Here is a 20,994-nt window from a genome sequence, read left to right on the forward strand (position 1 = left end):
AAACGCTCTTCTCATCTTTCAAGCATATGCTTGCTGGATTTGGCACAGCACTCTGAAATCGAGTCCGCTGCCGAGGCATCGTAGGGCCAGTCCCTCCGCCTCTCTTTATAAGAAGGTTTCATATTTATTTTTTAATAATAATTTCTTCCCTAACTTTACTCGCTTACAAAACAAAAGTCAATTATTTTTTGTATAGATTTTTTTGGTAATTATACAAAAATTTGAATACAATAATCATTTTAACTTTTTGATTTCTTCTTCCAATATTGAAATCCAATAAAATTCATTATTTTTTATTGCAGCTATAATCCATTTTGTAGTGTACCAAGCTAACTCATACTCTTCTTTTGTAACATCGCCACTTTTATAAGCATCCTCTAACTCATCTTCATCCAATACATAGATTTTACCATTCGGTAATAATACTACATCTAAATATAAATCATCAAAATACGGTAAACCACGCTCGTCTATTTCATAGTCTTTCGCCACATCGATATAATATTGCACTAATTCCTTTTGATCATCTAACATAGCGGTAATCGCAAAGTTTTTCTCGTCTATGAAATATTGAATCCACGTATACTGATTGCCAGCAATACATAGCTCTTTACCGTCATATTCTTTACAACTAGGTTCTCTCACCTTTTTTATTTCCAGTATTCCTAGCATTCCTTCTTCTATTTGCTTAACAGTATAATCCTTCTCTAGTAGTCGCTTCCACGAAGAACCGTCACCATATTTACGTTTCATTACGTCTGCTCCCCTTCTATATAGAAAAGCCCCCACATATTATGTGAGAGCTTGTTCAAATTATAATTAAGCTGCTTGCTTATTAGAAATTTCTTTCAAGTAGGCTTGTCCTTTTTCAGCGTCATATTGACCTTCCCATTTAGACATAACTACAGCTGCTAAAGAGTTACCTACAACGTTAACTGCTGTACGAGCCATATCTAGAATACGGTCAATACCTGCAATAAACGCTAAACCTTCAGGTGGAATACCTACTGTACCAAGTGTCGCTAATAATACAACGAACGATACGCCTGGTACACCTGCGATACCTTTTGATGTAACCATTAATACAAGCAATAATGTAATTTGTTGTGTAATGGATAAATCAATACCGTACATTTGCGCTAAGAAAATAGCCGCAATTGCTTGATATAAAGTTGATCCATCTAAGTTAAATGAATAACCTGTCGGAATAACGAAAGATGTAATTGCTTTCGGACAACCGAACTTCTCCATCTTCTCCATGATTTTCGGTAAAACTGTTTCTGAACTCGCTGTAGAATATGCTAAGATCAGCTCGTCTTTTAAAATCTTAAAGAATTGGAAAATGTTAATTCCAAATATTTTCGCTGTAAGTCCTAAGACAACTACAACGAAGAAAATCATTGCCCCGTATACTACAATTAATAATTTCCCTAATGGAATTAACGAAGCAAGACCAAATGTAGAAACTGTAACTCCAATTAGTGCAAACACACCAAATGGTGCAAATTTCATAACTTGATTTGTTACGTAAAACATCGCATCAGCTACACCTTGGAAAAATTGAAGAACCGGTCTTCCTCTTTCACCAATTGCTGCTACACCTAAACCAAATAATACAGAGAAGAAGATAATAGCAAGCATATCTCCGTCAGCTAATGACTTTACAATGTTTGTTGGAACAATATTTACAAATGTATCTGCAAACGAATGACTTTGTACTTGCTCTGTCGTATGTGTATATTTTGAAATATCTGTCTTTGTTAACTGCTCCATATTTACGCCTTTTCCTGGTTGGAAAATATTCGCAATTAATAGACCGACAATAATTGCAATTGTTGTAATAATTTCAAAGTAAATAATTGTTTTTCCGCCTAGTCGACCTAATTTTTTAACATCGCCAACACCAGCAACCCCAACAACAATACTTGCTACAACAATAGGTACTACAATCATTTTAATTAGTCGGATGAAAATATCACCAATTGGTTGTAAGTAACTCACCACTGCTGGATTGCCAAAGAAAATCGCACCAACCGCAATACCAAGCACAAGTCCTATTAATATTTGCCATGCAAGTCCTATTCTTTTCATATTTGTTGTAACCCCCTCTTCGATGTGTCACTCTACCTCTCATTCTATATCTATAAAACTTGAAATTAAGAGTATTACATATTATTCGACAATTCACTACATTTTGTCCCTGTTAAAAATCATAAATCAAAATTTAAAATCTGACAACAAAATAAGTTTGCCCGAACGCAAATAATTTTCTTGACAAAAATAAAACCCATGTCAGAAAACCTAACATGAGAACGATTCCTTACTAGTATTTTATTGAGTTTCCAAATTAAATTTCACTACATAAAATAGACCTATTTATTCCTTTATTTAACAAAACGTAATCCAGAACACACCTTTGTTACACAAATTAAGAAAGAGAATCACCATTACAATTACCGTAAAAAAATGATAAATTCCGACAAAACTTAGTAATTTTATAAAATTTTCTTTACATTATGGTTACAACGATAGACACTCTTCTTCTTATGATATATAACATTCATAGGGAAAGGAGCCAGACAACCATGAAAAAGAAATTTGTAGCGTTCAGCGTTTTAGCAGCAGGAACGATTTTTGCTTCCCCGTTACTTTCACCCGCATACGCTGAAACGAATCAAGATAAATTATCTAATATTCAATCTGAATTAGAAGGAAAACAAAATGACTTACAAAATAAATCAGCCGAGAAAGAACAAATAGAAAAAGAAATTCAAGAATTACAAAAGAAAATCGACGATTTAACTACTTCTATTAATAAAAACGAAGCTGAATTAAACGATACAAAAAAAGAAATTAGTAAGACACAACAAGTAATTACTGAAAAAAAGAAACATATAGAGCAATTACAAACAAACATAGATACGCGTCAGGAAGTTATTAAGCAACGACTGCAATCTATGCAAGAAAAACCTCGCACAAATATCATTACGGAAGTATTAACAAATTCTGCAAACATTGCTGATCTTGTTGATAATATGTACTCTGTCAGTTTAATTTTAAATAATGATACTGATATTGTGAAAAAACAAACAAATGACCAAGATGCTGTGACGAAAGAAAAAGAGGCTGTTGAGAAAAAAGAGCAACAACTGAAAGAATCCGAGCAAAAATTAGAACAAAAACAACAAGAATTACAAAACAACCAACAACAGCAACAAACTCTTATTAGCGATCTACATACGAAAGTAGCAAAAGTAGATTCAGAGATTGAAGGATTAGAAGAATCTAAAGGCATTTTAGAAAATCAGCGTCAAGCTGTTCAAAAGGCAATTGAAGAAGAAAAACGCGCAGAAGAAGCTCGTAAAGCTGAGGAAGCTCGCAAGGCGGAAGAAGCTCGTAAACAAGCTGCTACATCTGCTCAAACAGCTCAAGCGGCCCCAACACCACACGATACAAACATCGGAGGATTTATTAAACCAGCAGCTGGATCAAAAACTTCTGGTTTTGGCGTACGCTCTATAGATAACCATAAAGGAATCGATATCGCTGCTTCAGGAACTGTTCCAATTATTGCCGCTGCAGATGGCGTTGTTATTCGCTCAGAATTATCATCTAGTTACGGAAATGTTGTGTACTTATCTCACCGTATTAACGGAAAAACATATACAACAGTATATGCTCATATGAGTAGCCGTTCTGTATCAAATGGACAAACTGTAAAACAAGGAACTCAACTTGGATTTATGGGGAATACTGGCCAATCATACGGACAACATTTACACTTCGAACTTCATCTGGGAGAATGGAATGTCGGCAAGACAAACGCAGTTGATCCATCTCCTTATATAGGATTATAAAAAAAACTCGGTGCATACCGAGTTCTTTTATTTCCACTTCACACACTATAGGCATTCTACATAGACTATAACTAAATGCCTATAGTTTACGGGGTGAATTATATGAATACACAATTACAGCAAGAAATACAAGAAGCTAGAGAGACTTTTATTGGCCGGATATTTACATTTGGTGGCTCAGTTTTATTTTTAATCGGATCATTCCTCGCAGTCATCACAGCCTACAAAGCATATAATCGCTTACTAAATACACCTACAACATAATAAATACACCTATCACATTTAAAAATACAATAATTACAGTTACTGGAATAACATAACGAAGTAAGAAGAACCAAATATTAAATAATGTTTTCCCTTTCGTTTCCGTAACTTCTAATTCTTTCATTAACATTTCTTTACTCATTTTATTTGGTACGAATAGCGAAATAGCTAGTACCCCTAACGGCAGCAATACGTTACTTACTGAGAAGTCGACTAAGTCAAAGAATGTTTTCCCAAATATTTTCACATCACTCATAATACCAAACGATAACGCTGACGGAATTCCAACCGCAAAAATTAGAATACCAATTAATAATGATGCTGACGGACGCTTTTTCTCATTATCTTTCGCAACAGATGCTACTACAATTTCAAGCATGGAAATCGCAGATGTTAGCGTTGCAAAGAAGAATAACACCAAAAACATAATGAAGAAAAATTGTCCAAATGGTATTTTCGCAAATACCGCTGGAAGGACGATAAATAGTAACCCCGGTCCTTCAGTCGGCTTAACACCTAATGCGAAAATCGCTGGAAAAATCGCTAATCCTGCAAGTACTGTAATAAAAACAGTTAAACTTACAATAGATGTTGCTGATTTTGCTAAATGTTCTTCTTTCTTCAAATAAGAACTATACGTGACCATTACCGAGGCCCCAACTGTTAGCGAGAAGAATGATTGTCCCATCGCGTATAAAATCGTATCTGCTGTCAGCTTTGAAAAATCTGGTTTTAAGAAGAACTCTACCCCAACAAAAGCACCATCCAGTGTTAACGCACGAACAATAATTGCAATAAACAAAATAAATAATAGCGGCATCATATACTTACTTGCTTTTTCTATCCCTTTCTCTACACCTTTACTTACAACAAAAATCGTACAAAGCATAAAGACAAATTGCGCTCCAATCGCGCTTACTGGATTTGAAATCGTCTCACCGAATAATTGCCCATAATCAGTCACTCCATTCCAGAAACTTCCTGTCACACTATAGTATAAGTAAAGTAAAATCCATCCACCTACAACACTATAAAAAGATAGTACACTAAAACAAGTAACAACTCCCATACGACCAATCCAAGGATATAACTTGCTATTTGGCACCAATACTTTATACGCTGTAACTGCCTCTTTTTGCGTACTACGTCCAATAACAAATTCAGCTAAAAGGAGTGGCATACCTATAAATAAAGTTAATAGTAAAAATACAAGGAAGAATGCGCCTCCCCCGCCATTACCTGCAACATATGGAAATTTCCATATTGCACCAAGACCTACTGCGGCTCCGGCTGCTGCGAGTACAAAGCCTATTTTCGACGTCCATTGCTGTGTTTCTTTCATCATAAATTCCCCTTTTCTGAATATTTAAACTTTTATCAATTATACACTTTCATTTCATACTCGCACACCTCCTTTAGAAAATAAAAAAGTCCCCTACACGCAAATATGCATGTAGAGGACGATATATGTAATGTTAATACCGTGGTACCACCTCAATTGGATTGATAAATCCCACTTGTTCAAGTACAGGAAAAACTCCGATACTCTATCCTTTTAACGGCGGAACCCGGGTCGCCTACTACAATGTTCAACATACCTCTCGCAAGCCCATTCTGTATATCTTATCGTACCGGGCTCACACCTTACCCCAGCTCTCTGAACGTATCAAATATACATACTCTTCTTGCTCATCGATTTCATCTATTGAAGTTACTTGTGATTATAAATTATATTTTTATAGTTGTAAAGTACAATTTACTCATTATCCTATATGAACTCTTCTCTCTAATTCTTGTAAAAACAATTCTCTTTTTTGTTCATTTTGAACATATATCGACTTCAATACCTCTTGCAACAATATATTTTTCTCTCTTTTCTCTATTTGTAATTCTTTCACCTTTATTCTAACTTCGTATAAAAAATCAAGATACGATTCATACGTCTCATCATATTTATTTGCGATATCATCTCGAATTTTTTTTGCAAGTTTTGGGCTCGCTCCGCCAGTAGAAACAGCCACATTCAGTAATCCACGATGAATCGCTGCCGGAAAATGAACATTACCACTTTCCGGATTCGTAATAACATTTACTAATTGATTCTCTGCGACATCTTCAGCAATTTGTTCATTCAATACAGCATCACTACTCGCTGCAACAACTAAAAAGGCGTCTTTAATATCACTTTTTTCATACTCCCTTTGATACCAACGAATTTTCTTTTCTTCTACAAGTTTCACTAAATTTGCATCCAATTCAGGACTTACCACGACTATATCTGCACCTTGTTTGAGTAAAGGAATAATTTTGAATCCCGCGACTTTCCCTCCACCAATGACAACAACACGTTTCTTCTCAACTCGCACTGTAAGTGGATACATATTGATCTCCCTTCAATAATTTCTTCGTTTTCTGAATTAACATATACTGAAACGCTTCATTCTTCCCTAAATATGGACTTATTTTTATCTCATCTAGCTCATATTGGCGTACTTCTTTTTCAATATGCTTCATAAGCAAACCTGTAAATAACAAGTAAGGCAGTACAACGATATTCTTTTCTTTTCGTTCTACAACTTCCTTTAACTTCTCCTCAAATTTCGGCTCGGCAGCTGCTAAATAACAAACTTCTACTTTTTTAATTTTCTCTTCCGTTTGAAATAAAGAAGCGATCCAGTTTATATCTTTTAGTACTTCAGGATCACTGCTCCCTCTTGCAACGAGAAGTAACGTCACTTCATTCTTATCTTCCTGTTCAATGCCACTTCCGCTATACACCGATTTAACAAGTGTTTCTGATACACCAAACGGATTACCATAGGTCACTTTAACATTCAAAAATTGATTAGTTAACTTTTCCAATTCAAACGGAATATCTTTTTTCACATGACCTGCCGCTAATAAAAAAACTGGAATAACAATAATCTCTGTAGCACCACGCTTCACACATGTACGGAACCCTTCATCAATAGTTGGACTCGCTAACTCTAAAAAACAAATTTCTTGAATACTTGCCTCTACACGGTTCATACATGACGTAATAAATGCAACCGCTTCTTCTTTCGCTGCTTTCAAGCGACTTCCATGACATATATATAAGATGGCTTTCATTTTATAACACTCCACTTACTTGATACGTACCTTCTGTCTGTTTCTCAAACCAATGAATTTTTTCTCTAAAACGGACGACTTCTCCAATTACAATCATGCTTGGATTTTGGATTTGTTCTTTTTTCGCAACATCTACAATTGTTCCTAACGTCCCAACAACTGTGCGCTGCATAGATGTCGTTCCCCGCTCAATAATAGCAGCAGGCGTACTTTTATCTTTTCCATGCTTTATCAGTTGCTCACATATGTAGGGTAAATTGCTAACCCCCATATATACAGCTAAAGTCTCTACACCTTTCGCTAAATTTTCCCACTTCACTTCCTCTTCAGCATCTTCTTTTCTATGCCCTGTCACAATAGCAAAACTTGCACTTGCATCACGATGTGTCACTGGAATACCAGCATAAGCAGGAGCAGCTATTCCAGCTGAAATACCAGGAACGATTTCAAACGGTACACCTTGCTTTGCTAACGCTTCAGCTTCTTCTCCTCCTCTACCAAATACAAATGGATCCCCACCTTTTAGCCTCGTTACAACTTTTCCTTTTTTCGCATATTTAATAAGAAACGTGTTAATTGTCTCTTGCTTCATCGTGTGATAATTTGGTAGTTTTCCGCAATAAATTAAATCCGCTTCAGGCTTTGCATAAGAAAGCAATTCTTTATTCACGAGACGGTCGTATAAAATAACATCTGCTTTCTCAATGCATTTCAATCCTTTTACAGTAATTAAATCTGGATCACCAGGGCCCGCTCCAACGATATATACTTTTCCCATCATCTCTCCTCATTTCTACTATTAAAGTGAAACTTCCATCCTTATATAGGAATGGAAGTTTTCATTTCTTCATATTTCAATGTTCCTTACTCATGAATAACAAAGGCTGCGCTTTTTCGAATCTTCTTTTTTTCAAATAAAGCAATCTCCTTTACTTCTGGTAACGGTAAAAAATGTTTTTCAAGTTCAATCTCCGCCATCTTAAATGCCTTTTCTTCACTTTCAGCAACAACAACAATTGGAACAATACTATTCTCTAATACAGCTTCAAATCGATATAAATCCATATTGTCCCTCCTAAGACGCTATTACTTCTTCTAACACGTTATTTAACGCTGTTTGTAATGTCTCTACACCAACACGGCCTACAAAATCATAAAACGTTTCAGCTGGTAATTTATTTTCTTTGAAATAACTTATAAATGATGCGAGTACATCAGGTAGATCCTCGCCATCTATTTTTCCTTTTAACTTTTGATTATAAGCACCACCATCTAACAACGTTCCACCTACATATATTTCAAAGGCTTCAACAATTCCTTTTTCCTTCGTTTTCATTTTTACACCTTGTAATCCAATGTCAGCAATTTGACGTTGACCACATGAATTCGGGCATCCTACCATATGAATACGAATCGGAACATCGAGTGCAATTTGCGTATCTAAGTATTCGGCAATTTTTCGTAATCTTTCTTTCGTTTCTACTAAAGCAAGATTGCAATATTCAATACCAGTACAAGAAACCGCGTGACCAATAAACGATTTCGGATTTGCTGATATCGCTTCAAACAACGGCTCATTTAGCAAGCCAGTTACATTTTCTGGCGGAATATTCGGAATAATGAAGTTTTGTGAATTACATGTACGAATTTGTCCATTTCCATATTGTTTAGCAATTCTTGCAATCTCAAACATTTCTTCTGCATGTAGGCGTCCTACCGGCACATTAAAACCTACATATTTTAGTCCTTCTTGTTTTTGGTCTTGGACACCATAAAAGTATCCCGCATTCCAGCCTTTAAGAGCACTTTCTCCTTTACTTTGTAATGGTCCTGTATATTCTATTAGTTTCTCTTTAAACTTCTCTGCTCCCCAGTCTGCAACAAGAAATTTCAAACGAGCTAAATGACGTTTTTCACGATATCCAAAATCACGGAATATCGTAGCAATTGCAATCGCTACCGCTTTGACTTCTTCTGGCAAAACGAATACATCTAATTCATCAGCTAAATATGGACGAGCCGATAACCCACCGCCTACTTTTATATGAAAACCAACTTTTTTCTCACCATCTATTTCTTTCGTAGCAGGTGTAAATGCAACACAGTTAATCTCTGCGTTTGCTGCGTTATAAATGTTAGAACTAATAGACATTTTAAATTTACGTGGTAAGTTAGAAAACTCTTCATTATGTTGGAAGTAGTCATATACCTCTTTCACAATATGCGTTGTATCAAATAATTCATTTGCATCAATGCCAGCAAGTGGATTTCCCGTAATATTACGCGTTATATCACCACACGCCCCAGCTGAAGATAACCCAACTCTTGCTAACCTTTTAAAAATATCTGGAATTTGATGAATTTCTAACCAATGAAACTGAATCGCCTGTCTTGTCGTAATATCGATTACGTCACGTCCATAATCCTCAGCGATAGAAGCAAGCACTTCTGCCTGTGCATTCGTAATAATTCCAGAAGGAATATTTACGCGCATCATAAAATAACCCGCTTCTTTCGGTCTTTGTAAATACAACCCTGCCCATTTGAATGCGTCCCACTCTTCTTTCGGAATAGATTCGAAGCCATTCTCTGCATAGTAAGGAATATCATTAAAGATTTCCAATCCATCTTTTTTTAATTTATTTTTCTCAGTTTGATTTAATTTTTCATTGTTAGCCCATACTTTTTCATAACTCATTTTTTATCCCCCTATATAAAACTACGCTCTTGTAAGTATTTCACGATTTGTTCTGCACATTCTTCAATAGAATACTTATTCGTTTCTACAATTAATTCCGCTTTTTCTGGTTCCTCATACGGTGAATCGATACCTGTAAAGTCTTTAATATCACCTTTTCTTGCTTTTTTATAAAGCCCTTTCGGATCACGTTTCTCACACTCTTCAATTGGACATTTTACAAACACTTCTATAAATTCATCTGCAGCTAATAGATCTCTAACTTGTTTTCGGTCTACTCGAAACGGTGAAATAAACGCTGTAAGAACAACAGTCCCTTGATCTACAAATAACTTCGCCACTTCGCCAATCCGTCTTATATTTTCCATACGATCACTTTCAGAAAAGCCTAAGTCTTTATTTAAACCGTGGCGTATATTATCTCCATCAAGTACATAGTTTCCAATATTCTTTTCAAATAGTTTACGAGCAACCGCGTTCGCTACTGTAGATTTACCCGAAGCTGATAAACCAGTAAACCAAATTACAAAACTATGATGCCCATTCTTCACTCTTCTCTCATCTTTTGAAACAGAAGTTGTATGCCAAGTAATATTCGTATCCATCTCATTCTCTCCCTATTCTGTTACTACTTCTTTTTTCAAACCTTTAATTAGTACCTCTACTACCTCTTTACGACTAAATGTACTTGGCGGAATCTCACCGTTTCTTAATAGTTCTCTTACTTTCGTACCCGATAAAATAACATGATCTTCTTTTCCATGCGGGCATGTTTTTGTCGAAGCCATCGCTTCACATTTCGTACAGTAAAAACTATGTTCAAAAAATAACGGTGTAATCCCTAACTCTTCCACTGTAAAGTTTGTAAAAATTTCTTGTGCTTCATAAGTTCCGTAATAATCTCCTACCCCAGCATGATCGCGCCCTACGATAAAGTGGGTACATCCAAAATTCTTTCTAACTAACGCATGGAATATTGCTTCCCTCGGTCCTGCGTAACGCATTGCCGCAGGAAATACACTTAAAAAGACACGATCTTTCGGATAATAGTTTTGAAGTAATACTTCATAGCTTTCCATCCTTACATCAGCTGGAATATCATCCGACTTCGTTTCCCCAACGAGTGGATTTAAAAAGAGTCCATCTACAATTTCAAGGGCAGATTTTTGAATGTATTCATGGGCACGATGCACCGGGTTCCTCGTTTGAAATCCTACTACTGTTTTCCAACCACGTTTTTTAAATTCTTCTCTCGTTTCAATTGGGTCTAAATGATAAGCAGGAAACGGATTATTTTCAAAGCGTTTCGTAAGAACAATAGCCCCACCGACATAAACGTTCGGTCGTTCATATAATTTTTTCACTCCCGGATGAGCCTCATCCGTCGTTTTATATACTAGTAACGCTTCTTTTTCCTTATCAGGCACAAAAATATCTTCTATTTGAATGACACCATATACATTTCCACCGTTAACAAGTTTTACTTCCTCTCCAACTTTTAGCGTCTCTGCTACTTCTTCTGTTACTGGTAATGTAATGGGTATACTCCAAACGCTCCCATTAGCTAAACGAAGCGTTTCTACAACCGAATCATAATCTTTCTTTCCTAAAAAACCAGTAAGCGGGCTATATCCCCCTGTCGCTAATAGTTCTAAATCACTTAACGCAATGTTATCTAGCCCAATTTCTTTTTCAATTTGTAATACGTCATATGTCTCGTCTACACGGTTTACTAATTCGTTTACTGTACTCATGTTCTATATCCCCTCTTAGTTTTATTTCAAGATTCATCTTATTGATAATGAAGACCACATTCAGTTTTCACTTTCCCAGCCCATCTACCATCTCTTGAATCGCCACCCTCTCCTACAGGCAACGTACACTTCTCACACCCAATACTTGGATATCCAATATCATGTAATGGGTTATACGGCAAGCTATGCTTGTATACATATCGCCATACCTCTTTCCACGTCCAATGAATGAGCGGACAAACTTTAATAGATTGAAAGCGATGATCTTGATTTATAAACTTTGTATGCTTACGCGTTTCTGATTGTTCCCTCCTCAACCCCGAGATCCACGCTTTTTCATTCGCTAATGATTCTTCTAACGGTAAAATTTTCCTAATCTTACAACAAAGATTAGGATTGCTTTCCCATAGCTTGTTACCATGCAAGTTAGCTTGTTCATCAAGTGTAAGTTTTGGCTGTTTTTCTATAATATTTAATGAAGGAAATCGTTCCCGTACTTTTTGAATTAATTCATACGTTTCTTGAAAATGTACGTTAGTATCTAAAAAAACAACTTTAGCAGATGGATTTACTTGGTTAATAAGATGCAGCAGTACCATCCCTTCCACTCCGAAGCTACATGCGTATACAATTTCATTTTCATATTCTTTATACGCCCAACTTAATACTGATAGCGCGCCTTTCGTTTCATCTTCTTCTGAAAATGAAACATCATTTTCTTCCCACGTTTCATACGTCAACATGTTTTTTCCCCCTGTAAAAGCAAAAAGACGGTTTTAACCTAATAAAATAGGTTAAAACCGCCTCTAGTTTTTCTAGTCAGCGCTTTTTACTTTAAACGTACTTTTTCACTTTTCTCTAATTGAATGACTTTTCCATCTTGCACAACAATTGTAATTGAACCATATTTCATATCAGCAAGCATCGCTTCAATTTTCTCAGATACTTCCTCAAAATGTTCCCGTACGCTCACGCGAACAGCCCCCCTTTTTATTCATAAAAAAAATCTTTCCCATTTCGAAAAGACTGTTCGGTAATATATTTTACCTTATCTTTCAAAATGGATTCCATTTTGCTGGATTTAGCACCTTGCTTTCTATAAGCAGGTTGCCGAGCTTCGCCGGGCCAGTTCCCTCCGCTTCTCTTGATAAGCTTTGTATTTGTATTTTATCACAATTCTGATTTTTTTCAATCCTAGTTTTCCGATATATTTTAATTATTTTATTTTACAAAAAAGGAATTGCCCATCCGAACAACTCCTTTTTCCTCATTTAAACAAGTTCTTTAATACGTATGCGATCGTTCCCAATAATATTTTCATATGTTTCGCGCTCTACAACAATTTGTGATGTACCGCCTTTCACGAAGACGACAGCTGGTCTACGAATCCGATTATAATTATTCGCCATCGAGTACCCGTATGCCCCTGTACAAGAAATCGCTAGTAAATCGGCAGAGGCAACTTTCGGTAAAGTAATATCCCAAATTAACATATCTCCACTCTCACAGCATTTCCCTGCAATCGAAACAACTTCCTCATTCTCATCATTCCCTCGATTCGCTAACATCGCTTCATAACGAGCGTTATATAAAGCAGGTCTTAAATTATCAGTCATCCCACCATCCACTGATACATATTTCCGAATACCCGGAATGTCCTTCACAGATCCGACTGTATAAAGTGTCGTTCCAGCATCACCTACAATGCTACGGCCTGGTTCAACCCATATTTCTGGCAATGGATAATTACATAACGTAAATTGTTCTCTCACCGCACTTGTTACAGCTCGCACATACGTCTCAAGAGTTAATGGTGTATCGGACTCTGTGTAGCGTATTCCGAATCCTCCCCCTACATTTAGCACTTTTACTACATAGTTTGTTCGCTCTCTCACTGCTTCTAAAAATTGACGAAGAACTTCAATCGCTCGCACAAAGCCAGCCGTTTCAAATATTTGTGATCCGATATGTGAATGAATTCCTAACACGTTATAATTTGATTTTTGTAAAGCAAGCTCAATTGCCTGCATCGCTTGACCATTTGACACGCCAAATCCAAATTTTGAATCATCTTGACCTGTTGTAATATATTCATGTGTGTGCGCCTCTACTCCGGGCGTTACACGAATTAATATGTTCACAAATTTCCCATGTTGCACTGCTAAATCATGCAAAATTTCTAATTCTAAGAAGTTATCTACGACAAAACAACCAATATTCGCCTGAAGAGCCATCACAATTTCTTCATCTGTTTTGTTATTGCCATGAAAATGAATGCGCGATGCAGGAAATCCTGCTTGTAGTGCAGTATATAATTCTCCTCCAGAAACAACATCTAATGACATATTCTCTTCACGAGCTACTCGGCACATCTCCATGCACAAGAACGCCTTGCTTGCATATGCTACTTGATAAGAGAACCCACTTTCTTTAAAAGCACGATGAAACGCGCGGCACTTTCCTCGAATTGACTCTTCATCGTATACATAAAGTGGTGTTCCATATTGTTTTGCTAGCTGCGTCGTGTCGCACCCTCCAATTTCTAAGTGTCCTTGCCCATTGATTCGGCTTGTGCCGTGTAAATACATTTGAATTCCTCCCTTATTTCCTCTAAAACTCATAACCCCAATCTTCTATTCATTGCAGCACGCTTTTAGATAGACAAAAAACGCGCGGAACAATGTTCACACGCGTTTCTTATTAGGAAAAATATATATTGAAAAAATAAACGAGTTGTTATCTCCTCAAAATAAGAAACCGCATCAACATCTCCAAATAGCTCTCCATAAAATAAATCTTATGACAGTACTACATTTATTCAATGCAGTCCCAATATATGAATAAGATGGTTATTCTTATATTTCGGCAATAGTCCCTTTCAACCTATGATCACAGATTCCATTAAATCTCCCATAGCTTACTCTTTCCTATCGCGGCCTCTACCTTTGAGAGTAGATGAGGTAAGTCTATTTAATTTTCAAACATCTAATTGTTGCTATTAACAATACCAAAGGACCATTTTATTTGTCAAACAATTTTTTATATTGCTTTTTGACAGTTTAGTTTCGTATCGTTTGGTAAGCGCTTTACTGAAACCTTTGTCACTTCCCATTCACCTTCTTCGTTATTAAATGTAATCGTTACCTTCTCAAATGGTGGCGCAATTTTCCCTGCAACACGTTCATACTTAGTCACTTCAATACTCGCTTGAAATAAATATGTACCGCTATACACTTCTTTTAAACTAATAATTTTCGGGCATTGATAAGGCTTCAAGCTCCCATATTGTTTTTCGATTGCTTTATTTATTTTCGGAAATAACACAGAATAAAGGGCATCTTCCATAAGAGGTGCATCATACTCTGCTACCGACACACTTGGTGAAGCAAAAAGTATAACACTACTGCATACTATAAAATATAATAATTTTCGCATTATAACCTCCGTATTGTTACACGATTCTTTCCGCGCACGATAATAATCATACATAGACACTCCATTTTATTGTCTCCTACTGCCCTTTTTCTACTCAATTGTTATAAAAAAGTCCACAACTCTCTTTTATTTTCGTATAATGATACTCATAGTATAATAAACATAATAATAAAGGACTGTTCGTATATATAAAATGAGGCGCTAATTAAATAGGCCCACAAGAACCGTCATGCTTTTTAGGAGAGGAGTATATTATGCTACAACGTCTGTTTCCAAAACTGCGATTCGCACTCGTTGCAGTCGTTTTATTATGGATAAAAACATATATTGTGTACAAGCTAGCGTTTGATATTAAAATTGATAATTTCTTTGAAGAATTTATGCTTTTTATGAATCCACTAGCTGCGTTACTTTTATTTTTCGGTTTTGCATTATTTGCATCTAAACACCGAAATCGCATTATAGTTGGAATTAGTTTTATACTGTCATTCATTTTATTTGGAAATGCAATGTTTTATGGGTTTTATAACGATTTCGTTACGTTCCCAGTATTATTTCAAACAAATAATATGGCTGATTTAGGGACGAGTATAAAAGAACTCTTTACGTATAAAACATTACTGTTATTCGCAGATGCGATCATCTTAATGTTTCTTTCGCGTAAATTCCCATCATTTTGCGACAAAACGCCGCTTTCTCGCTCTGAGAAGAGAACTTTCTTTAGCGGTGTAACAGCTCTATTAGCACTACAAATTGTTGTTTCTGTTATTTATAAACCACAAATGTTCTCACGCTCATTCGATCGTCAAACTGTCGTGAAAAATTTAGGTTTATACACATATCATCTATTTGATATTACACTGCAATCAAAATCTTCAGCTGAACGTGTATTTGCAAGTGGGGACGGGTTCTCTGAAATTAAAAACTATACAGACTCAAAAGATAAGCAAGTTGATAAGAACTTATTTGGATCTGCAAAAGGTAAAAATGTCATTTTGATTTCAATGGAATCTACACAAAGTTTTGTTATTAATAAAAAAATAAATGGAAAAGAAATTACTCCATTTTTAAACGAATTTATTAAAGATAGTTTTTATTTCGATAACTTCTATCATCAAACAGGACAAGGTAAAACTTCTGATGCTGAATTTATCGTTGAAAATTCACTTTATCCGTTAGACCGCGGTTCTGTATTCTTTACTCACGCAACAAATGAATATACAGCTACACCCGAACAATTAAAAAAATACGGATATTCTTCTGCTGTCTTCCATTCAAACGATAAAGCGTTTTGGAATCGTGATGTAATGTATCCTGCACTTGGATATGATCGTTACTTTAATTTGAATGATTACGTAGGCACAGAACAAATGTCTGTCGGTTGGGGATTAAAAGATAAAGAGTTCTTTGAACAATCTATTCCAAAGTTAAAATCCTTACCACAGCCGTTCTATACAAAATTCATTACTTTAACAAATCATTTTCCATTTCTTCTAAATCCAGAAGATCAATATGTTGATGAGTTTAATTCGGAAAGTGGCGTTGTAAACCGTTACTTCCCAACCGTTCGTTATACGGATGAAGCTCTTAAACAATTTATTAAACAATTAAAAGCAGAAGGACTGTATGACAACTCTGTTATTGTCATTTACGGAGATCATTACGGTATTTCTGAAAACCATAACGCAGCTATGGCTCAGTTCCTTGGGAAAGACGCTATTACACCATTTGATTCTATGCAATTACAACGCGTCCCTCTCATTATTCATGTACCTGGTCAAGAAGGAAAAGTCATTTCTAAAGTGTCTGGTCAAATTGATATTAAACCAACGCTACTTCATTTACTTGGTATTAAAACAAATAAATCAGTTGAATTTGGAACTGACTTATTTATTAAAGAAGAAGATCCACTTATGGTAATGCGTGATGGTAGCTTCGTTTCGGAAGATTATGTGTATACAAAAAACATGTGCTATAAACGAAACACAGGTGAAGAAGCAGACATCTCATTATGTCAACCGAATATTGAAAAAGCAAAAACAGAATTGAAACTTTCCGACAAACTCATTTATGGAGATTTGTTACGTTTCGATCCTAACAATCGGTATAAAACTGGAACTATGATAACGAACTTTGAATAATACAAGAAGAGGCTGTCCCCAAAAGTGCTTTTTAGCCAAAATCGAATAAAAAGTGAAGGGCAGAAATGTTAATTTTATAACGTTTCTGCCTTTTCAATTTCATGTGATCTTACTTCGAAAGAGACTTATGAGACAGCCCATTCTTTTTTCACTTATTTTTCAAATCATTCTGATATGAAATCTTTCACAAATTGGGAATTTCTTTCGTGTGAAGAAGAAATTTATGGTATGATAAAATAAGTAAACTTTCATACACTAATTAAGAATTTATTACAGAAAGCAAGGGATCAGATTTTGTATAGAGCAGCTATTCCAAACTTATTTACGCTCGGAAATTTATATAGTGGATTCTTGTCAATCGGCTATGCATCTTTAGGATATTATAAATCAGCTGCTATTTTAGTACTTATCGGGATGATGTTAGATAGTCTTGATGGGCGTGTTGCTCGTTTATTACGTGTTGATTCACAAATGGGAAAAGAGCTTGACTCGCTTGCGGATGTCGTAACATTTGGTGCAGCACCTGCTGTTCTCATGTATTACACATCTTTCTCTAATTATGGAATCATCGGACTATACATAGCGGGGCTATTCCCTCTTTTCGGAGCATATCGTTTAGCACGATTTAATGTAACACCATCTTCTACTTCAATGAAATATTTCACTGGGGTACCGATTACAGCAGCGGGAGGGCTTGTTGCTTTCTTAACATTATTTTCACATACCATTCCAAAAATCGTTCTTATTACAGTATTTGTAACGTTCGCATTTTTAATGGTGAGCCGCATTCGTATCCCAAGTTTAAAAGATGTACCAATTCCACGATATAGCATCATTATTACACTATTTTTAGTGGGCATCATTATCACAATGTACCAAACAGGGTTCGGTAATTTTTCTGTTTTCTTATTCATTGCTATTCCACTATATATTTTGTACATGCTATCTCAATTCCTTAGACAAAGACCATCAAAAAGAGCAAATAAAGAAAAATAAAAAGAAACCTTCCGATTCCGGAAGGTTTCTTTTTATTTTGTAACGAATACTTTTTGATTGACAGGCGTTACAGCTTCTTCGCCATTTAATACAGCTAAAATATTTCTTACCGCCGTTTCGGCCATCGCATCACGCGTTTCGAATGTTGCATTTCCTACGTGAGGAGCAAGTACCACATTCTTTAATCCTTTTAGCTCTTCAGTAATTTTCGGCTCAAATTCAAACACGTCAAGAGCTGCCCCTTCAATTTCATTTGTTTTTAAAGCATGAGCAAGTGCCGCTTCATGCATAATTGGTCCGCGTGAAGCATTTATAATATACGCTGTTTTCTTCATCATTTTGAACTGTTCTTCATCAATCATATGGTGCAATTTCGGATTATACGCACAGTTAATTGTAATAAAGTCTGCTGTTTGTAATAATTCTTCCAATGTTACATATGTTGCTTCCAGTTCACTTTCAGCTTCAGGCTTTCGATTTGGTCCTGTATATAAAACATTCATTCCAAACGCTTTCGCACGCTTTGCAACTGCCTTTCCGATTTCTCCAAGGCCGATAATTCCAATTGTCTTACCATGTACTTCGCGGCCTAAGAAAAATAACGGTGCCCATCCGTTAAATCCAGTTGTACGACATAGCGTATCACCTTCAGGAATTCTACGTGCCGCTGCTAAAAGAAGTGCAAATGTTAGTTCTGCAGTAGCTTCCGTTGATACTTTCGGTGTATTCGTTACCGCAATCCCTTTTTTTTCGGCATATGAGTAATCAATATTATCGTAACCAGCACCGTAGTTTGCAACAATCTTCAAATTAGGTGCCGCATCAATCACTTCTTTTGTCACCTTTGTAGAAAGTAGGCTTAACAATGCATCTTTGTCTTTTACACGCTCTGTTAATTCATCTAAAGAAATTAACTCCTCTTTATCGTACATTTCTACATCATGATCCTTTAATAGTTCTAATCCGATTGCTGGAATTTTCCCTGCTACTAATATTTTTGCCACTACTAACACCTCTTCTATAGAAAATAAGATCTCTCTTATCTTTCATTGTAAGAAATCCACATATAAAAACCAAGGAATTTGATTATAGTTTTGAAAATCGACACTTTTCCACAAAAAAAGAGGAGATGCAAGTCTCCCCCTCTTCTTATGCTTTTTCTTGCGATTGTTTTCCAAGCTTCACATCGATCGTTCCTTCTGCAACTGTATCACTAATTTGTTCCTCAATAACGGATTGAGATGTAGCATTCGTTTCAGAAGTATACGCTTGTTGCTGTGCACCTTGTACATTTTGTTTATTTTGCTGTTTCGACATTTCTTACCCTCCTTTTTATTCTTTCTTATTTTGAACAAAAAGATGGGTTTTCATCAAAAAATCGTGATCATTTTGAAATTGTTACTTCTTCTAGTAATCTCATCGTTCTAACTCGTTTCGTAAATGTAGCTAAGTGAGCAATATCATGATTACGTAACGTCTTTATATTCTCTTCCACATATTTTCCTAAATCATTCGGATAATGAGCATCTGAAGAGAGTGTAATCGGAACTTCGTGTTTAGCTAATACTTGTAAATATAGTGGACTCGGACACATTTCGCGCACAGGATAGCGATAGTACAATCCCGCATTTATTTCCGTTGCTGTATTTGTTTCTACTAATGCACGCGCAATTTTCTTATAATAAGAAAGTTGTTCATTCTCATCTAATCGATAATTAAATACTTTTATGTTGTCAAGATGAGCAATAATATCAAATAACTCAGAACGAACTGCGCAATCAACCGTTTTGAAAAACGTATCATATAAAACATATAAGTCATGTTCCTTAAAATATTCTTTCGTATCTGGATTATCAAATCCCCAGCCATTTAAAAAATGAACAGAACCAATTACATAATCAAAATCTCCTAATGCGAGTAAAGATTGTAATTGTTGTTCACCACCAATAAAATAATCTGCTTCAATTCCAAGTTTAAGCGTAACACCTCTTTTACTCCACCGTTCTTTCGCCTCTTCAATTGCCTTTGTAAAATCATGTAGTGAAGCTACCCTTACTTGGTCTAACCATTCCTTTTGTAAACGTCCAAGCCCCGAATCACTAATATCAACATATGTTTCATAGTATTCTTTCGCTTCATAAAAACGATATAAATGATCGACAATACCAACTTCTTTTATCCCTTTTCGCAAAGCTTCTTCTAAATATAAATCAATCCATTTCATTGTAAATGGCCCTTCATTCACACGTCTTTGCAGGCGTTCTTGTGTTTTCACAAGCCATTCCATAGAATGTTTTTCTTCTTTTAGCGGTTCATAATGTTGTAATGATTCATTTATTTTAGCTAGCCATCCTATTGAATATGGCCCTTCTTCTAAATGAATGTGATAATCCACCTTCATACATATTCCCCCTATAATGTATCTATTTCTCTTCTGTCCCCTACTCTCGAAAGCTTCCCATTTCTTTCTGTCACTTCCTCCATAATATCTTCTAATGATATATTTTTTTCGGCTAATAAAACGAAGCAGTGATACATTACATCAACCATTTCTTTCACTAGCTCTTCGTTATCATTATTTTTGGATGCAATAATTACTTCCGTACATTCCTCACCAATTTTCTTTAAAATTTTATCTTCTCCTTTTGAAAACAAGTAATTTGTATATGATTCAGAAAGTGGATTTCTCTTTCGTTCTTTAATTGTTTCGAATAGTAATGTAAAGGCGTTTTTCATAT

22 protein-coding genes, 3 riboswitches and 1 other annotated feature are annotated in these 20,994 nt (G+C 35.7%); of the genes, 4 read left to right on the top strand and 18 right to left on the bottom strand.

The annotated features are described in order from the left end of the window. Positions 1-8: 8 nt before the first annotated feature. Positions 9-114, bottom strand: a riboswitch (SAM riboswitch). 120 nt (positions 115-234) lie between these two features. Both QCI47_RS20875 and gltP read right to left on the bottom strand, forming a co-directional pair. Continuing rightward, on the bottom strand, positions 235-753 hold the full coding sequence (locus QCI47_RS20875) for a ribonuclease FAU-1 family protein (RefSeq protein WP_000824677.1): 519 nt from the start codon (positions 751-753) through the stop codon (positions 235-237). A 66-nt stretch (positions 754-819) separates the two neighbouring features. Next, positions 820-2,091, bottom strand: a complete 1,272-nt coding sequence (gltP, locus tag QCI47_RS20880) for a glutamate/aspartate:proton symporter GltP (RefSeq protein WP_000821149.1) — start codon at positions 2,089-2,091, stop codon at positions 820-822. Positions 2,092-2,585: 494 nt separating this feature from the next. On the opposite strand from gltP, the gene QCI47_RS20885 reads away from it, so the two are divergent. Both QCI47_RS20885 and QCI47_RS20890 read left to right on the top strand, forming a co-directional pair. Beyond that, entirely contained in the window at positions 2,586-3,857 is a 1,272-nt protein-coding gene (locus QCI47_RS20885) for a murein hydrolase activator EnvC family protein (RefSeq protein WP_000726431.1), read from the top strand. Between the two features lie 93 nt (positions 3,858-3,950). Continuing rightward, positions 3,951-4,121 carry a hypothetical protein gene (locus tag QCI47_RS20890; protein WP_353812019.1) on the top strand — a complete coding sequence of 57 codons (171 nt, stop codon included), beginning with the start codon at positions 3,951-3,953 and terminating at the stop codon, positions 4,119-4,121. On the opposite strand, the gene QCI47_RS20895 is transcribed toward QCI47_RS20890, so the two are convergent. From QCI47_RS20895 to QCI47_RS20950, 12 genes are all read right to left on the bottom strand, one after another. After that, entirely contained in the window at positions 4,111-5,463 is a 1,353-nt protein-coding gene (locus tag QCI47_RS20895; protein WP_353811942.1) for a sodium-dependent transporter, read from the bottom strand. The two genes, QCI47_RS20890 and QCI47_RS20895, sit on opposite strands and share 11 nt — an antisense overlap. A 111-nt stretch (positions 5,464-5,574) precedes the next feature. Further along, positions 5,575-5,823 (bottom strand) — a binding site (T-box leader). Between the two features lie 61 nt (positions 5,824-5,884). Further along, positions 5,885-6,502: an NAD(P)-binding protein gene (locus QCI47_RS20900; RefSeq protein ID WP_000283343.1), complete on the bottom strand. Its 618-nt coding sequence runs from the start codon at positions 6,500-6,502 to the stop codon at positions 5,885-5,887. Continuing rightward, complete coding sequence (locus tag QCI47_RS20905) at positions 6,477-7,232, bottom strand: sirohydrochlorin chelatase (RefSeq protein ID WP_000644366.1); 756 nt, start codon at positions 7,230-7,232, stop codon at positions 6,477-6,479. The genes QCI47_RS20900 and QCI47_RS20905 overlap by 26 nt, the downstream gene beginning before the upstream one ends. Position 7,233: 1 nt before the next feature. Next, positions 7,234-8,010 carry a uroporphyrinogen-III C-methyltransferase gene (gene cobA, locus QCI47_RS20910; protein ID WP_071741632.1) on the bottom strand — a complete coding sequence of 259 codons (777 nt, stop codon included), beginning with the start codon at positions 8,008-8,010 and terminating at the stop codon, positions 7,234-7,236. Between the two features lie 86 nt (positions 8,011-8,096). Further along, on the bottom strand, positions 8,097-8,297 hold the full coding sequence (locus QCI47_RS20915) for a DUF3906 family protein (protein WP_000366909.1): 201 nt from the start codon (positions 8,295-8,297) through the stop codon (positions 8,097-8,099). A 10-nt stretch (positions 8,298-8,307) separates the two neighbouring features. After that, entirely contained in the window at positions 8,308-9,930 is a 1,623-nt protein-coding gene (locus tag QCI47_RS20920) for a nitrite/sulfite reductase (RefSeq protein ID WP_353811943.1), read from the bottom strand. Between the two features lie 11 nt (positions 9,931-9,941). Continuing rightward, entirely contained in the window at positions 9,942-10,535 is a 594-nt protein-coding gene (cysC, locus tag QCI47_RS20925; RefSeq protein ID WP_000380525.1) for an adenylyl-sulfate kinase, read from the bottom strand. A gap of 12 nt (positions 10,536-10,547) precedes the next feature. Continuing rightward, positions 10,548-11,684, bottom strand: coding sequence for a sulfate adenylyltransferase (sat, locus tag QCI47_RS20930; protein WP_000108787.1), 1,137 nt, complete (start codon positions 11,682-11,684; stop codon positions 10,548-10,550). Positions 11,685-11,722: 38 nt separating this feature from the next. Then, on the bottom strand, positions 11,723-12,427 hold the full coding sequence (locus tag QCI47_RS20935) for a phosphoadenylyl-sulfate reductase (protein ID WP_061131229.1): 705 nt from the start codon (positions 12,425-12,427) through the stop codon (positions 11,723-11,725). Positions 12,428-12,513: 86 nt separating this feature from the next. Beyond that, a complete protein-coding gene (locus tag QCI47_RS20940) occupies positions 12,514-12,657 on the bottom strand; it encodes a YezD family protein (RefSeq protein WP_000116161.1) in 144 nt (47 codons plus the stop codon). Between the two features lie 72 nt (positions 12,658-12,729). Then, a riboswitch (SAM riboswitch) is annotated at positions 12,730-12,838 on the bottom strand. 117 nt (positions 12,839-12,955) lie between these two features. Then, entirely contained in the window at positions 12,956-14,272 is a 1,317-nt protein-coding gene (gene lysA / locus QCI47_RS20945; protein WP_000280639.1) for a diaminopimelate decarboxylase, read from the bottom strand. 180 nt (positions 14,273-14,452) lie between these two features. Then, positions 14,453-14,634, bottom strand: a riboswitch (Lysine riboswitch). A gap of 89 nt (positions 14,635-14,723) precedes the next feature. Beyond that, positions 14,724-15,173 (bottom strand): DUF3888 domain-containing protein, encoded by a 450-nt coding sequence (locus QCI47_RS20950; RefSeq protein ID WP_353812016.1) that lies wholly within the window; start codon positions 15,171-15,173, stop codon positions 14,724-14,726. Positions 15,174-15,373: 200 nt separating this feature from the next. Between QCI47_RS20950 and QCI47_RS20955 the strand changes: the two genes are divergently transcribed. Together QCI47_RS20955 and pssA are read left to right on the top strand one after the other, a co-directional pair. After that, positions 15,374-17,260 (top strand): LTA synthase family protein, encoded by a 1,887-nt coding sequence (locus QCI47_RS20955; RefSeq protein WP_000941733.1) that lies wholly within the window; start codon positions 15,374-15,376, stop codon positions 17,258-17,260. A gap of 294 nt (positions 17,261-17,554) precedes the next feature. Next, positions 17,555-18,256 carry a CDP-diacylglycerol--serine O-phosphatidyltransferase gene (gene pssA / locus QCI47_RS20960; protein WP_000285422.1) on the top strand — a complete coding sequence of 234 codons (702 nt, stop codon included), beginning with the start codon at positions 17,555-17,557 and terminating at the stop codon, positions 18,254-18,256. A 32-nt stretch (positions 18,257-18,288) separates the two neighbouring features. On the opposite strand, the gene QCI47_RS20965 is transcribed toward pssA, so the two are convergent. The 4 genes from QCI47_RS20965 to hisE all read right to left on the bottom strand — a co-directional run bounded on the left by QCI47_RS20965 (position 18,289) and on the right by hisE (position 20,992). Then, positions 18,289-19,260: an NAD(P)-dependent oxidoreductase gene (locus QCI47_RS20965; RefSeq protein WP_001062823.1), complete on the bottom strand. Its 972-nt coding sequence runs from the start codon at positions 19,258-19,260 to the stop codon at positions 18,289-18,291. Positions 19,261-19,405: 145 nt separating this feature from the next. After that, positions 19,406-19,573: a YozQ family protein gene (locus QCI47_RS20970; RefSeq protein WP_000043572.1), complete on the bottom strand. Its 168-nt coding sequence runs from the start codon at positions 19,571-19,573 to the stop codon at positions 19,406-19,408. 67 nt (positions 19,574-19,640) lie between these two features. Continuing rightward, positions 19,641-20,657 carry a histidinol phosphate phosphatase domain-containing protein gene (locus QCI47_RS20975; RefSeq protein ID WP_061131226.1) on the bottom strand — a complete coding sequence of 339 codons (1,017 nt, stop codon included), beginning with the start codon at positions 20,655-20,657 and terminating at the stop codon, positions 19,641-19,643. A gap of 11 nt (positions 20,658-20,668) precedes the next feature. Beyond that, positions 20,669-20,992 carry a phosphoribosyl-ATP diphosphatase gene (gene hisE / locus QCI47_RS20980; protein WP_000786132.1) on the bottom strand — a complete coding sequence of 108 codons (324 nt, stop codon included), beginning with the start codon at positions 20,990-20,992 and terminating at the stop codon, positions 20,669-20,671. Positions 20,993-20,994 lie beyond the last annotated feature (2 nt).

Source organism: Bacillus cereus group sp. RP29 (assembly GCF_040459765.1).
GTDB classification, from domain to species: domain Bacteria; phylum Bacillota; class Bacilli; order Bacillales; family Bacillaceae_G; genus Bacillus_A; species Bacillus_A paranthracis.

Excerpts from the sequence above, each read along its gene's own strand:
- QCI47_RS20875 (WP_000824677.1), bottom strand. The coding sequence starts at position 753 with ATGAAACGTAAATATGGTGACGGTTCTTCGTGGAAGCGACTACTAGAG.
- gltP (WP_000821149.1), bottom strand. The coding sequence starts at position 2,091 with ATGAAAAGAATAGGACTTGCATGGCAAATATTAATAGGACTTGTGCTT.
- QCI47_RS20885 (WP_000726431.1), top strand. The coding sequence starts at position 2,586 with ATGAAAAAGAAATTTGTAGCGTTCAGCGTTTTAGCAGCAGGAACGATT.
- QCI47_RS20895 (WP_353811942.1), bottom strand. The coding sequence starts at position 5,463 with ATGAAAGAAACACAGCAATGGACGTCGAAAATAGGCTTTGTACTCGCA.
- QCI47_RS20900 (WP_000283343.1), bottom strand. The coding sequence starts at position 6,502 with ATGTATCCACTTACAGTGCGAGTTGAGAAGAAACGTGTTGTTGTCATT.
- QCI47_RS20905 (WP_000644366.1), bottom strand. The coding sequence starts at position 7,232 with ATGAAAGCCATCTTATATATATGTCATGGAAGTCGCTTGAAAGCAGCG.
- cobA (WP_071741632.1), bottom strand. The coding sequence starts at position 8,010 with ATGGGAAAAGTATATATCGTTGGAGCGGGCCCTGGTGATCCAGATTTA.
- QCI47_RS20915 (WP_000366909.1), bottom strand. The coding sequence starts at position 8,297 with ATGGATTTATATCGATTTGAAGCTGTATTAGAGAATAGTATTGTTCCA.
- QCI47_RS20920 (WP_353811943.1), bottom strand. The coding sequence starts at position 9,930 with ATGAGTTATGAAAAAGTATGGGCTAACAATGAAAAATTAAATCAAACT.
- cysC (WP_000380525.1), bottom strand. The coding sequence starts at position 10,535 with ATGGATACGAATATTACTTGGCATACAACTTCTGTTTCAAAAGATGAG.
- sat (WP_000108787.1), bottom strand. The coding sequence starts at position 11,684 with ATGAGTACAGTAAACGAATTAGTAAACCGTGTAGACGAGACATATGAC.
- QCI47_RS20935 (WP_061131229.1), bottom strand. The coding sequence starts at position 12,427 with ATGTTGACGTATGAAACGTGGGAAGAAAATGATGTTTCATTTTCAGAA.
- lysA (WP_000280639.1), bottom strand. The coding sequence starts at position 14,272 with ATGTATTTACACGGCACAAGCCGAATCAATGGGCAAGGACACTTAGAA.
- QCI47_RS20950 (WP_353812016.1), bottom strand. The coding sequence starts at position 15,173 with ATGTATGATTATTATCGTGCGCGGAAAGAATCGTGTAACAATACGGAG.
- QCI47_RS20955 (WP_000941733.1), top strand. The coding sequence starts at position 15,374 with ATGCTACAACGTCTGTTTCCAAAACTGCGATTCGCACTCGTTGCAGTC.
- QCI47_RS20970 (WP_000043572.1), bottom strand. The coding sequence starts at position 19,573 with ATGTCGAAACAGCAAAATAAACAAAATGTACAAGGTGCACAGCAACAA.
- QCI47_RS20975 (WP_061131226.1), bottom strand. The coding sequence starts at position 20,657 with ATGAAGGTGGATTATCACATTCATTTAGAAGAAGGGCCATATTCAATA.
- hisE (WP_000786132.1), bottom strand. The coding sequence starts at position 20,992 with ATGAAAAACGCCTTTACATTACTATTCGAAACAATTAAAGAACGAAAG.